Origin of the sequence: Brevundimonas sp. 357 (genome assembly GCF_003938605.1) — a bacterium.
In the GTDB taxonomy this organism is placed as follows: domain Bacteria; phylum Pseudomonadota; class Alphaproteobacteria; order Caulobacterales; family Caulobacteraceae; genus Brevundimonas.
The window spans coordinates 85,327-97,259 of the sequence record NZ_RHWX01000016.1 but is presented as its reverse complement, the minus strand read 5'-3'; the positions used below and the strand labels follow the sequence as shown (position 1 = coordinate 97,259).

The 11,933-nt window shown below is 69.7% G+C and carries 11 protein-coding genes; 6 read left to right on the top strand and 5 right to left on the bottom strand.

Going from position 1 to position 11,933, the window contains the following annotated elements:
- Positions 1–246: 246 nt before the first annotated feature.
- From EGK63_RS14170 to EGK63_RS14150, 5 genes are all read right to left on the bottom strand, one after another.
- Positions 247–1,158 carry a HEPN domain-containing protein gene (locus tag EGK63_RS14170; protein WP_054765272.1) on the bottom strand — a complete coding sequence of 304 codons (912 nt, stop codon included), beginning with the start codon at positions 1,156–1,158 and terminating at the stop codon, positions 247–249.
- A 147-nt stretch (positions 1,159–1,305) separates the two neighbouring features.
- Entirely contained in the window at positions 1,306–3,312 is a 2,007-nt protein-coding gene (locus EGK63_RS14165; protein WP_054765271.1) for a ParB/RepB/Spo0J family partition protein, read from the bottom strand.
- A gap of 357 nt (positions 3,313–3,669) precedes the next feature.
- Complete coding sequence (locus tag EGK63_RS14160) at positions 3,670–4,029, bottom strand: bleomycin resistance protein (protein WP_054765270.1); 360 nt, start codon at positions 4,027–4,029, stop codon at positions 3,670–3,672.
- A gap of 9 nt (positions 4,030–4,038) precedes the next feature.
- The gene (locus tag EGK63_RS14155) at positions 4,039–4,257 is read right to left on the bottom strand and encodes a GDCCVxC domain-containing (seleno)protein (RefSeq protein ID WP_082382644.1); all 219 of its coding nucleotides are present in this window, start codon (positions 4,255–4,257) and stop codon (positions 4,039–4,041) included.
- The gene (locus EGK63_RS14150) at positions 4,254–4,643 is read right to left on the bottom strand and encodes a hypothetical protein (RefSeq protein WP_054765269.1); all 390 of its coding nucleotides are present in this window, start codon (positions 4,641–4,643) and stop codon (positions 4,254–4,256) included. Before EGK63_RS14150 ends, EGK63_RS14155 begins: the two co-directional genes overlap by 4 nt.
- A 78-nt stretch (positions 4,644–4,721) precedes the next feature.
- On the opposite strand from EGK63_RS14150, the gene EGK63_RS14145 reads away from it, so the two are divergent.
- The 6 genes from EGK63_RS14145 to EGK63_RS14120 all read left to right on the top strand — a co-directional run bounded on the left by EGK63_RS14145 (position 4,722) and on the right by EGK63_RS14120 (position 11,924).
- Complete coding sequence (locus EGK63_RS14145; protein ID WP_224761354.1) at positions 4,722–5,147, top strand: helix-turn-helix domain-containing protein; 426 nt, start codon at positions 4,722–4,724, stop codon at positions 5,145–5,147.
- 34 nt (positions 5,148–5,181) lie between these two features.
- Positions 5,182–5,565, top strand: a complete 384-nt coding sequence (locus EGK63_RS14140; protein ID WP_054765267.1) for a hypothetical protein — start codon at positions 5,182–5,184, stop codon at positions 5,563–5,565.
- 92 nt (positions 5,566–5,657) lie between these two features.
- Complete coding sequence (locus EGK63_RS14135; protein ID WP_082382643.1) at positions 5,658–6,932, top strand: TolC family protein; 1,275 nt, start codon at positions 5,658–5,660, stop codon at positions 6,930–6,932.
- 8 nt (positions 6,933–6,940) lie between these two features.
- Positions 6,941–8,410 carry an efflux RND transporter periplasmic adaptor subunit gene (locus EGK63_RS14130; RefSeq protein ID WP_054766879.1) on the top strand — a complete coding sequence of 490 codons (1,470 nt, stop codon included), beginning with the start codon at positions 6,941–6,943 and terminating at the stop codon, positions 8,408–8,410.
- The gene (locus EGK63_RS14125; protein ID WP_054765266.1) at positions 8,407–11,556 is read left to right on the top strand and encodes an efflux RND transporter permease subunit; all 3,150 of its coding nucleotides are present in this window, start codon (positions 8,407–8,409) and stop codon (positions 11,554–11,556) included. Before EGK63_RS14130 ends, EGK63_RS14125 begins: the two co-directional genes overlap by 4 nt.
- Positions 11,553–11,924 (top strand): copper-binding protein, encoded by a 372-nt coding sequence (locus tag EGK63_RS14120; protein WP_054765265.1) that lies wholly within the window; start codon positions 11,553–11,555, stop codon positions 11,922–11,924. Before EGK63_RS14125 ends, EGK63_RS14120 begins: the two co-directional genes overlap by 4 nt.
- Positions 11,925–11,933 lie beyond the last annotated feature (9 nt).

Genomic DNA, 11,933 nt, shown 5'->3' with positions numbered 1-11,933 from the left:
TCGCTCGTTTCATTCCGTCCGTCCTTTCAAGGGCCGGACTCTAGCTCCGCGTGGAGGAAATTCTCAGGGGCACGTCAAAATACTTACGGCAGGCCCGACCGACATCACCGCGCCGTTGCCGTTCCGATATTATATCTGATCGCAATCGCGCCCGGGGCGTCGCGGGCCCGCATCCACTAGAGGCCGCCCGAAAGCAGAGCTTCCCAAGTTCGCCTTTGAGTCAGCAGCAGTCGTGTCGGCGACTCGTTAGCCTTCGGCTTCAGCTTGCCTACGGAGATCTTCCAGCCGTTCGGTGCAAATGGTCGCCGTCAGGCCGCGAAGCACATCGACCCGCTCGGCCAACCATGCGAGCTCCTCGGCAGTGATCTTGAAGTGCTCGGAGTAGCGCGCCTTCACATAGGCCTCACGGAGAAGCTCGAAGCAGCGGCGTTCGAACTTGGTTTCACGGGGCCACGCGTCGGCGAGCCGGGTGTCGATGCCCTCGGCCTTTTTCCGGAGGAAGGCGAGGTTATGAGCCTTGCCGCTGTACAGCGTCGTGACGAGCAAGACGCAGTGGTAGAGATGCTCTGACGCTTGATGCAAGGAGAAGGCGGCCAGGTTGGCGCTTTCACGTTGGATATAGAAGCGAGCACCAGCCTGAAACTCTGCCGAGCTCGCCATCCACTTCTCGTAGTGTCGCTGCGCTTCCTCCAGCGCGAGACGCGCTCTCAAATCGGCCGGCTTGTGCAGCTTGCCCGCCGGGGTATCGTAGACCACCACGCCTTCGCGCACGATGTCGGCGAAGAAGTACCGCCCACGGTCCAGCTGGTCGTTCACGTCGTCGAGCGAATGGACGATCAAGCTGACGGGGGTGCGAATGTCCGGACCGATGGGCATCGTCCGGTTCTCGGCCTCGTGCCAGAATTCGCGGTCGGTGAGGTCTTCATGATCGACGACGATCAGTAGATCGAAGTCCGAAAAATACCGTCCGACCGGGTCGTGCACCCAGTCGCCGCGCGCATAGCTGCCATAGAGAATGATCTTGAGGATCTTGCCGTGCTTGAGCCGATCAGCGCGCCGGGTGGCGGTCGCCTCCTCGAAAGCCGCGCGCACAGTCTCGACCACCTGGCGGAGTTCGGCCTGCTTGCGCGGCGGCAGATGATCAAGGCTCGTCTTCATGGCCGGAGTCTCCGCGATACGGCCGCACACGGCAAGGCTGAAACGGCCTTTCTGTCGACCTTAGCCTTGATGTCATGCCTGATTTCGCCAAACGAAAAAGCCGCGCGCCCCCAAAGGGCGCGCGGCGAGTTTTCGTCCCGGACGGTTCTATTCTGCGGCGAACGAATAGGCGTCGTCATCACTTGGCGCTTCGGCGCCCGGCTCTTCCGGCTCCGCCGCGTCCGACACCGTCCGCAGCGGCGCGGGCAACCACCCCTTGCCCTCGACCAGCCGCTCGGCGGCCTCGGCCATGTCCGCCTTCTTGAACCCGGCGATCCGCCCGGCCTCTTGGGCGCCTGCCGCCTCCGTCACCGCCTCCAGCACCTTGGGTTTGGCGACACGGGTGAAGTAGCTGGCCGCCGTCGCCGACCATGTGCCGGTCATGTCCAGTCCGACCGCCGTGGCCAGCGTCTCGGCCTGCGCCAAGGCGCCGGGCCTGCGGTCGTGCGGATCGCGCACGGCGTAGAGACCGACCCCGGCGCAACAGGCCATCAGGTCCAACTGGTCCGACGGGGCCAGCGCGGCCACGACACCCCAGAGGTCTTGGGGGCGCTCGGGCAGACGCGCGCCCCACGCCTCGCACCGGTCGCGGACCCGCCGACCGGCGGGACCGTCGTCCACCCCCGGCGCCAGCCGCTCCAGCCCCGTGGTCGTCAGCCGAAGCTGCAGGGGCGTCCAGACGCCGTAGCCCGGATAGAAGACCTGCAGGACGAGGGCGTGGACCACGGTCGCGAGCGCCGCGTTGACATCGGCCTGCACCGCGTCACGCAGCCCCATGGTCCTGTGGGCCGTCAGGTCGATCAGCAGCCGGTCCGACAACGCCGCTCCGCCCTCGTGGGGCGCGTCCGCGCCTGCCTGCGCCCCACCGTCCGCACCGTCGTCCGCCGCCTCTTCCTCCGACCACGGCGACGGCGGATCGGCGGGCACGTCCTCGGCCCGGACCAGACCGCGTTCGAAGCGGGCGAGGCCGTCGTGGCCGAGCATCACCATGACCCCGGCGCGCGCCCTGGCCTCGGGGGCGTAGGCGAAGTCGGGACCGAAGGCCTGCAAGGCCTTGTCGATCTCCTCCAGCCGCGCGTCGGCCTCGGGGGACAGGCCGTCGTCACCGGCCTCCGAAACGATGCCGTCGTACTCCTCGGACAGGGCCGCGATCTCGGCGGCGTCAGCCTCCGACCGTTCGACCGCGACCGGATAGACGCGACCGAACGCGGACAGGTCGGGATACTCCAGAGCCGCTTCGGCCCACTTCCAGCCCTCCCGCCCGCGCGCTTCGTCAGCCAAACCGGTCAGCTTCTCGCCGACGAGCCGGTCGAGCAGGACCACGTCCTCCAGCCAGCCCCCACCATCCTCAGTGAACAAATCCCGGAGGATTCCCCCGCCCGCCGCCTCATAGGCCTCGACGCCGACGAAGCGGACGCGCCGGTCGCCCACCGCCACCTTGGCCTCGGTCATGGCCCGGCGAATGGCGTGGACGGGACGATACTCGCCCAACTGCTCGAACACCTGCCGCTGCCGGTTCTGATCCTCGCTGACGCAGAAGGCCATCAGCTGGTCCAAGGCCAGCGCCCCGGCCCGATAGGCCGCCATCAATTCAGGCGCCGCCGCGCCCAGCCGCAGCCGCTGACGCACGACATGGGCCGACACCCCGAACCGGGCGCCGATCTCCTCGGCGCCGTAACCCCTCTCTTCGGCGAGCCGCTGGAAGGCCTCGAACTGGTCGGCGGGATGCATGGCCTCGCGCGTCATGTTCTCGTCGAGACTGATCTCGTGGGCGTCGTTCTCGGCGTCCACGATGCAGCGCACCGGATGGGTCCGCTTGATCGCCTTGCGCTTGGCCAACAGCCGCAGCCCCTGACGGCGGCCCTCGCCGATGGTCACGAGGTAGTTCCCGGTCGGAACGCCCTCCCCGTCCCGCTCGACCTCGACCACAGGCGGCTGCAACACTCCCTTGGCCTTGATGGAGGCCGCGAAGGCCTCGATGGTCGCCGGGCTGTGCGGGGTCTTCCTCGCATTCTTCGGCGAGGCCTTGAGCTGGTTCAGCGGCACGATCACCTCCGCGCCATGCTGCGGCGCGGTCGCTTCGGTCGGGGCGGTTTGGGTGGATTGAGCAGTCATGTCTCTGCCTCCTTTGGGCAAGGGTTGCAGGCACGCGAACCGCGCGCCTGAAACCCTGCCCGTCGGCGAGACCGGGGTAGCAAGGGCCAGGGCGGACCGGCCGGAGGGGGATCGCCCGACCTGCACAAGCCTGACCGTGATGATTGGCATGACGCCCTTCGCCTGCGCGGAAGGTCGGGGAGACCGGCCGGGCCGGCGGCGAAGCCGCTTTACCCTGGCCTGCGCGAGGGCGTCGCCCTTAGCTCTTGGCGGCGGCGTCGCCGGCGCGGTCGCGCGCCTCCAGACCTGAAGCGTCGCAAGGGCGTGGCGCGGACACTTTGCGCCCGGCCGATTGTCGCGCCGGGATCTCCGGCGGCCTCAGTTTTGTATCAGTCGAAGCAGCGTTCCGTCGGGATCGATCAGGGCGCCCACCCAGCCGCCCCAGTCCTCGACCCTCGGCGCATGCAGGCGCGGCTGGCCCCAGCAGGTTTCGGCGAGTCCCGTCGACTTGCAGATCTCATAGAAAGTGTCGAGATCGTCCAGTCGCAGGCAGCAGCTGAAGTCGTTGGTCGACGGGTCGAGGTCGGGATGGGGGAAGAACTCCAGCGTCAGTTCGCCACGCGTCAGGATCATCCAGCCGTCGTCGCGCCAACCCTGGACGAAGCCAAGGGCGATGTAGAAGCGCGAGGTCGCTTCGAAGTCGCGGGACGGGAGGTTGGGGGTTGCGTGATCGCTCATCGCGCCAGACTAAGCGCAGCAACCCTTTCCATCCACCTGGATCGGCGGACAGGGCACGTCGGCGTAGGAGCAGAAGACGCAACAGTCACCGGCCTTGGGCTTGAGCGTTCGACCGCAGCCCAGGCAGTCATAGAAATACAGGCAGGCGTTCGTGGGCATGGTCTCGGTCGCAGAGTGGCCGCAGTGCGGGCACACCAGCGTGGACTGCAACTCCACCGCGGCCGTCATCGGGCCACCGCCAGGCGGGGCAGCGCCCACGGCTCGATGATGGGTTGCCAGGCCAGAGACAGCGTGACCAGCACCGTGGCCGCCACGAGCAGCCAGAACGCCACACGCGACGGCCGCCGGCACGACGCATCGCGGCGACATCGCTGGCGCCGCCGCCAGTGAAGCGCCCATCCTGCGAGCAAGGCCGCGATCGCGACGAGCGTCAGCCAGCCGCGCATCCCGGCGATCACCGCCGCTCCCGCGAACGTGACCCCTGCGAGCGAGAGCGCGAGCGGCAGGACGCAACAGGCGGCCCAAGCGAACAGGGACGCGGCGGCGCCGGCGGCGGCTGACACGCTGACCGCCATCTCCGGAACGTTTCCGTTTTTGTTTTCTGGCGCGTCCATGGCTTTCCCTCGCTCGATCGATCGCTAGGATGCAACCCGTAGCGGCTACGGGATCAAGCGGAAATGTCGGCGAGTGTCTTGACGATCGGAAAGTTGGCGGCGGGCGCCGGCGTGAACCTCGAAACGGTGCGCTACTACGAAGGCATCGGCCTGATGCCGAAGCCGGGCCGCACCCGCGGCGGCCACCGCAGCTATGACCCCGAACATCTCGAGAGGCTGCGGTTCATTCGCCGCTCGCGGGAGCTGGGATTCGGCGTCGACGCCATTCGCAAGCTGATCGCGCTTAGCGAACCGGGCCTGCAAGCCTGCGCCCAGATCAGGGACCTTGCGAGCGAGCATGTCGCCGGCATCGACGCCAGGATCGCCGACCTTCAAAGATTGCGGGGTGTGCTCCAGCAAGCGGTCGACGCCTGCGAGGCGGGCCGGCGAATCCACTGCCCGGTCATCGCCGAACTCGGCTCATCGGAGCCGGCGAGGGCCTTGCTCCAGACCCGTCGATCTTGACTCGGCATGGCGTGAGGAGCCTAGTCGGGTTCGCATGTGGGCCCTGATCCGCTCCCTTCTCGTCGCCTTGGCCCTGACCGGCTTCGTCGGTCAGACGACGGCGCATGCGACCCCTTCGCCCCCGATGACGCCGGCGACGGCGACCACGATGGACATGTCGGACTGCTGTCCGGACTGCCCCGAAACGGCCGCGCCGGTTTCTGACCCGTCCTCCAAGTCCAAGGCGCCGTGCCGGGACATGAGCTCCGCCTGCCTCGCCAAGGTCGGCTGCGCCGGCCTGGCCGTTCCCTTCCCCGGCCCGGCGGCGCTGGCCGCCCCGTTTCCCCCACATCGTCTGGCCGTCCTGCGTCCGGCCGACACCGACCGCGACGGAGTCGGTCCGCGGCCGCTGCAAGGTCCTCCAAAGCCCCAGGCCTGAAGCCACGCCCTGAACGACTGCCGACGCCGTCTGGCGTCGCGCCGCCGTCCGTCGCGCTCGCTCGAGCCTCGTCAACTTTCGGACCTTGACCCATGTCGAACCCCATTTGGCCGACCGCGCCAGGCGTCGCGCCGCGCCGCGCCGGCCTCGCGGCGAGCCTGATCGCCCTGCTCCACGCGTCCGGGCCCGCCCTCGCCGACCCCCTTACGTTCGACCAGGCCCTGACCCGGGCCGAGTCGGCGCCGGATCTGAGAGCCAGCGACCTGGAGGTCGCAGCCGCCCGCTCCGGCGCCGACGCGGCCGGACGACTGCCGGACCCGGAGTTGACCTTCGGCGTCGACAATTTTCCGGTGTCGGGTCCGATGGCCGGCCGCTTCGGCGACGACGAGATGACCATGGCCCGCATCGGCCTGATGCAGAGCGTGCCGAGCGGCGAGCGGCGGCGCGCCGAACGCGCGGTCGCCGACGCCGACATCGGCGTGGCCGAGGCCCGGGCGGGCATCGCCCGGCGCGACGTCCGCCTCGCGGCGGGGCTGGCCTGGATCGACCTGCACTACGCCGACCGCAAGCGCCGCGCGGTCGAAGAGGTCCTGGCGACCCTGGAGCCGCTGTGGGAGGCCGCCCCCGCCGGCGTCGCCTCGGGCGCCGACCGGCCGGCGACGGGGCTGGCGCCCGTCCGCCTCAGGGCCGCCCTGGAAGATCGACTCGCGGGCCTGCGGGCCGACGAGGCCCGGGCGCGCGCTGAGGTGACCCGCTGGACTGACGATCCCGCGCCCACGACCGCCGGGACGCCGCCTCACGTCGAGGTCGATCCTGCGACCCTGCGGGCCGCCCTGGACCGCCTGCCGATGCTGCAGGCCTACGCCGCGGCGGGCACGCGCGCCGACGCCGATGTCGCCATGGCCCAGGCCGGGCAAAGGCCCGACTGGGCGTTCGAGGTCGAGTACGGCCGACGCGACCCGATGTTCGGCGACATGGTCTCGGTCGGCGCGCGTGTCAGGTTGCCTCTGTTCGCCGACCAGCGACAGGCTCCGGTGATCGCGGCCCGGTCCGCCGACGCCGCCCGGGTCCGTGTCGAGCGCGAGGCCGCGCTGCGGACGCTGCGGGCTCAGCTCGAGAGCGACCTCGCAGACCATGTCATGCATCACGACCAATGGCTGAGGGCGCGGGACGTGGTCCTGCCTGACGCCCTGCGGCGCGCGGACCTGGAGACCGCCAGCTACGGCGCGGGCCGCGCCGGGATCGGCGAGGTGCTGGAAGCCTTCACCGCCGTCGCCGACGCCCGCCTGGAGGCGTTGGACCGCGAGGCCGCCGTGGCCCGCGACGCCGTGCGGCTCACGCTCATCTATGGGAGCGCCGATCAATGACCCGCCTCATGTCCCCCCGCGCCCGGCTGGCGGCGGCGGCCGTCCTGTTGCTCGCCGTCGGCCTGGGCGGCGGCCTGCTGGCCGGCCGATGGCTGCCGGCCGCCAAGGCGCCGACCGCCGCCTCGGGCGACGGCCGCGCCGTGCTCTACTGGTACGATCCCATGGTCCCGGACCAGCATTTCGACGCACCTGGCAAATCGCCCTTCATGGATATGCAGCTGGTTCCTCGCTACGCCGACGAGGCCGGCGCGGCGCCGGGCGTCCGCATCGACCCGTCCCGAATTCAGGCCTTGGGCGTCCGCTTCGCCACGGCGCGACAAGGTCGGCTGGCGGACGATCTGACCGCCACCGCCGTGGTCGATTTCAACCAGCGCGACATCGCCGTCGTCCAGGTCCGAGCCGCCGGATTCGTGCAGCGGACCTACAATCGCGCGCCCGGCGACATCATCGTCGCCGGGGCGCCGCTGGCCGATCTGCTCGTCCCGGACTGGGGCGGGGCCCAGACCGAGTATCTGGCGGTGCGGCGCAGCGGCGACGATCGCCTGATCGAGGCGGCGCGCCAGCGCCTGGTGCTGCTGGGCATGCCCGAGAGCCTGATCACTTCGGTCGAGCGGAGCGGCCGGCCGCGCACCGTCATCACCGTCACCAGTCCCATCGGCGGCGTGATCCGCACCTTGGGCGTCCGGTCTGGCATGAGCGTCCCGGCGGGCGCGACCCTGGCTGAGATCAACGGCCTGTCGACGGTCTGGCTCAACGCCGCCGTTCCTGAAGCCCTAGCCGGCCGCCTGCGCACCGGTCAGATGGTGGACGTCACGCTCGCCGCCTTCCCGGGCGAGCGGTTCACCGGTCGTCTCACGGCTCTGCTGCCCGAGGTGGCCGGCGAGAGTCGCACGGTCACCGGGCGCGTCGAACTCGCCAACCGTGGCGGCCGGCTGCGGCCGGGGATGTTCGGCCAGATCGCCCTCGGCGGTGGCGGAACTGACGCCCTGGTCGTCCCTTCCGAAGCGGTGATCCGCACCGGAACCCGTACGCTGGTCATGCTGGCCGAGCCGGGCGGGCGGTTCCGCCCGGCCGAGGTCCGTATCGGCCGCGAGGCCGCCGGCCAGAGCGAAGTCCTCGCCGGCCTCGCCGAAGGGGAGCGGGTGGTGGCCTCCGGCCAGTTCCTGATCGATTCCGAAGCCAGCCTCTCAGGGGTCGAGGCGCGGCCGATCGGATCGCCCGGCGCCGCGACGGCGGCGGCCGCTCCGACAGTCCACCAGACGACGGGACGGGTCGAAGCCTTGACGCCCGGGTCAATCACCATTTCGCATCCGCCGATCGCCAGCTTGAACTGGCCGGCCATGACCATGGCCTTCGACCTTCCCGACGCCGCCCGTACGCGCGGCCTGGCCGTCGGCGACCGGGTCCGCCTCGACTTCGAGCTGAAGGCCGGCAAGGCGACGATCCTGCGTCTCACCCCCGTCGAGGCCAGACCGTGATCGCCGCCGTCATCCGCGCCTCGGTCAAGGCCCGCGTCTTCGTCCTGCTTGCGGCGCTGGCCCTACTCGCCGCCGGTCTGTGGGCCGCGCGCAGCACCCCGGTCGACGCCCTGCCGGACCTCAGCGACGTTCAGGTCGTCATCCGCACGAGCTATCCGGGCCAGGCGCCCCAGATCGTCGAGAACCAGGTCACCTATCCGTTGGCCACGACAATGATGTCCGTCCCGGGCGCGCGCACGGTGCGCGGCTATTCCTTCTTCGGCGACAGTTTCGTCTATGTGCTGTTCGACGACGGGACCGACCTCTACTGGGCCCGCTCACGGGTGCTGGAATACCTCAACCAGGCTCAGTCCAGGTTGCCCGAGAGCGCCCGACCGGCGCTTGGGCCGGACGCCACCGGCGTGGGCTGGATCTACGAATACGCCCTGGTCGATCGGACCGGCCGCCACGACCTGTCGCAGCTGCGGTCCCTGCAGGACTGGTTCTTGCGCTATGAGCTCAAGACCGTGCCGGGCGTAGCTGAAGTCGCCAGCGTCGGCGGCATGGTCAAGCAATACCAGGTGGTCCTCGATCCGGCCCGGCTCGCCGGCTACGGCGTCACCCACCAAGCCGTCGTCGAGGCCATCCAGCGCGCCAATCAGGAGACCGGCGGCTCGGTGCTGGAACTGGCCGAGGCCGAATACATGGTCCGGGCCAATGGCTACCTGACCGACCTGGACGATTTCCGGGCCGTGCCCATCCGCGCCGCCGCAGGCGGCGTACCGATCCGGCTCGGCGATGTGGCGACGGTCCAGATCGGTCCGGAGATGCGACGCGGCATCGCCGAACTGAACGGCCAGGGCGAAGTCGCCGGCGGCGTGGTGATCCTGCGCTCCGGCGAGAACGCCCGCGCCGCCATCGCAGGCGTCCGCGCCAAGCTCCAGACCTTGAAGGCGAGCCTGCCGCCCGGAGTGGAGGTGGTCACGACCTATGACCGCTCACAGCTGATCGACCGGGCCATCGCCAATCTGAGCGGCAAGTTGCTGGAGGAGTTCCTGGTCGTGGCCCTGGTCTGCGCCCTGTTCCTCTGGCACGTCCGTTCGGCCCTTGTCGCGGTTATAACCCTGCCCCTGGGGGTCCTGGCGGCCTTGCTGGTCATGCGCGTCCAGGGCGTGGACGCCAACATCATGTCGCTGGGCGGCATCGCCATCGCCGTCGGGGCAATGGTCGATGCGGCGGTGGTGATGATCGAGAACGCCCACAAGCATATCGAGCGCTGGGAGCATGAGCATCCGGGCGAGCGCCTCGCCGGCGAGACCCGCTGGCGGATCGTCACCGACGCGGCGGCCGAGGTCGGGCCGGCGCTGTTCCTCAGCCTGGTGATCATCACCCTGTCGTTCGTGCCTGTGTTCAGCCTGCAGGCCCAGGAGGGCCGGCTGTTCGCGCCGCTGGCCTTCACCAAATCCTACGCCATGGCCGCCGCCGCGATCCTGTCGATCACCCTGGTCCCTGTGCTGATGGGCTATCTGATCCGAGGCCGCATCCCGGCCGAGGCCGACAATCCGTTGAATCGCGCACTGACGCGGGCCTATCGGCCTGCGCTGGACTGGGTGATGGGCCGGCCCCGGCTGACGCTGGTTCTGGCCGCGCTCGTCCTGGCCACCACGGCCTGGCCGCTCAGCCGCCTGGGTGGCGAATTCCTGCCCAATATGGACGAGGGCGACCTGCTGTATATGCCCTCGGCCCTGCCGGGGCTGTCGGCGGCGAAAGCCTCGGAACTGCTGCAGCAGACCGATCGCATGATCCTGACGGTGCCCGAAGTGAAGACGGTGTTCGGCAAGGCCGGCCGCGCTGAAACCGCCACCGATCCCGCGCCGTTGGAGATGTTCGAGACCACCATCCAGTTCAAGCCGCGCGACCAGTGGCGGCCGGGCATGACGCCGGACAAGCTGGTCGAGGAACTCGACCGGGCCGTCCAGGTCCCGGGCCTGGCCAATGTCTGGGTGCCCCCTATCCGCAATCGCATCGACATGCTGGCGACCGGGATCAAGAGCCCGATCGGGGTCAAGGTCTCGGGCGCGGACCTGGCCGAGATCGACCGCATCGCCGCCGAGGTCGAACAGGCGGCCAAGAGGGTGCCCGGGGTCAGCTCGGCCCTGGCCGAGCGGCTGACCGGCGGCCGCTACGTCGATGTCGACATCGACCGCGCCGCCGCCGCCCGCTACGGCCTGAACATCGCTGACGTACAGTCGATCGTCGCCGGCGCCATCGGCGGCGAGACCATCGGCCAGACGGTCGAGGGCCTGGCCCGCTATCCGATCAACGTCCGTTATCCGCGCGAGCTGCGCGACAGCCTGGAGGGCCTGCGGGCGCTGCCGGTGCTGACCCCCGGCGGCCAGCAGATCACCCTCGGCACGGTCGCCGACATCCGCATCGCCGACGGCCCGCCGATGCTCAAGACCGAAAACGGCCGCCCTTCGACCTGGGTCTATATCGACGTGCGCGGCCGCGACCTGGCCTCGGTCGTGGACGATCTCAAGACAGCGGTCGCCCGGGATGTGCGGCTCACGCCCGGGGTCAGCGTCGCCTACGCCGGCCAGTTCGAATATCTGCAGCGGGCCGAGGCGCGATTGATGCTCGTCGTGCCGGTCACCCTGCTGATCATCTTCGGCCTGCTCTACCTGACCTTCCGCCGGCTGGACGAGGCCGCCATGATCATGGCGACCCTGCCGTTCGCCCTGACCGGCGGCGTCTGGATCCTCTACCTGATGGGCTATCACCAATCCGTCGCGACCGGCGTGGGCTTCATCGCCCTGGCCGGGGTCTCGGCGGAGTTCGGCGTGGTCATGCTGATCTACCTCAAACACGCCCTGGCCGACCGAGGCCCAGCGCCGTCGCCGGACCAGGTCGTCGAGGCCGTACGCGAAGGCGCGCTTCTACGGGTGCGCCCCAAGGCCATGACCGTGGCGGTGATCCTCGCCGGCCTCTTCCCTATCCTGATCGGCCATGGCGCCGGTTCGGAGGTCATGAGCCGCATCGCCGCGCCCATGATCGGCGGCATGCTGACCGCCCCCCTGCTCTCGATGCTGGTGATCCCCGCGGCTTACCTGCTCCTGAGACGTCGACGTTTCCCTTCCATCGCTTCAACTCAAGGAGACACCCCATGAAGCGCTACCTGACCCTGACCGCCCTGGCTTCAGCCGCCCTGCTCGCCGCCTGCGGCCAGCCCGCCGATAAGGCCGCCACGCCAGCGGCTGAACCCGCTGCCGCCGAACCCGGCATGGCGCCGATGGCGCCCGCCGCGACGGCGGACAAGACGGGCCACGGAACCGGCGTCGTGACCGCCATCGACGCGGCCGCCGGAACCGTGACCTTGGACCACGGGCCGATCCCGAACATCGGCTGGCCGGCCATGACGATGGCCTTCAAGACCCCCCCGGCGCTGCTGGCGACGGTCAAGACCGGCGACAGGGTCAGGTTCGACCTGGTGATGAAGGACGGCGCCGCCGAGATCACCGCCATCAGCCCGGAATAGATCGGCTGA

Excerpts from the sequence above, each read along its gene's own strand:
- EGK63_RS14170 (WP_054765272.1), bottom strand. The coding sequence starts at position 1,158 with ATGAAGACGAGCCTTGATCATCTGCCGCCGCGCAAGCAGGCCGAACTC.
- EGK63_RS14165 (WP_054765271.1), bottom strand. The coding sequence starts at position 3,312 with ATGACTGCTCAATCCACCCAAACCGCCCCGACCGAAGCGACCGCGCCG.
- EGK63_RS14160 (WP_054765270.1), bottom strand. The coding sequence starts at position 4,029 with ATGAGCGATCACGCAACCCCCAACCTCCCGTCCCGCGACTTCGAAGCG.
- EGK63_RS14155 (WP_082382644.1), bottom strand. The coding sequence starts at position 4,257 with ATGACGGCCGCGGTGGAGTTGCAGTCCACGCTGGTGTGCCCGCACTGC.
- EGK63_RS14150 (WP_054765269.1), bottom strand. The coding sequence starts at position 4,643 with ATGGACGCGCCAGAAAACAAAAACGGAAACGTTCCGGAGATGGCGGTC.
- EGK63_RS14140 (WP_054765267.1), top strand. The coding sequence starts at position 5,182 with ATGTGGGCCCTGATCCGCTCCCTTCTCGTCGCCTTGGCCCTGACCGGC.
- EGK63_RS14135 (WP_082382643.1), top strand. The coding sequence starts at position 5,658 with ATGTCGAACCCCATTTGGCCGACCGCGCCAGGCGTCGCGCCGCGCCGC.
- EGK63_RS14130 (WP_054766879.1), top strand. The coding sequence starts at position 6,941 with ATGTCCCCCCGCGCCCGGCTGGCGGCGGCGGCCGTCCTGTTGCTCGCC.
- EGK63_RS14120 (WP_054765265.1), top strand. The coding sequence starts at position 11,553 with ATGAAGCGCTACCTGACCCTGACCGCCCTGGCTTCAGCCGCCCTGCTC.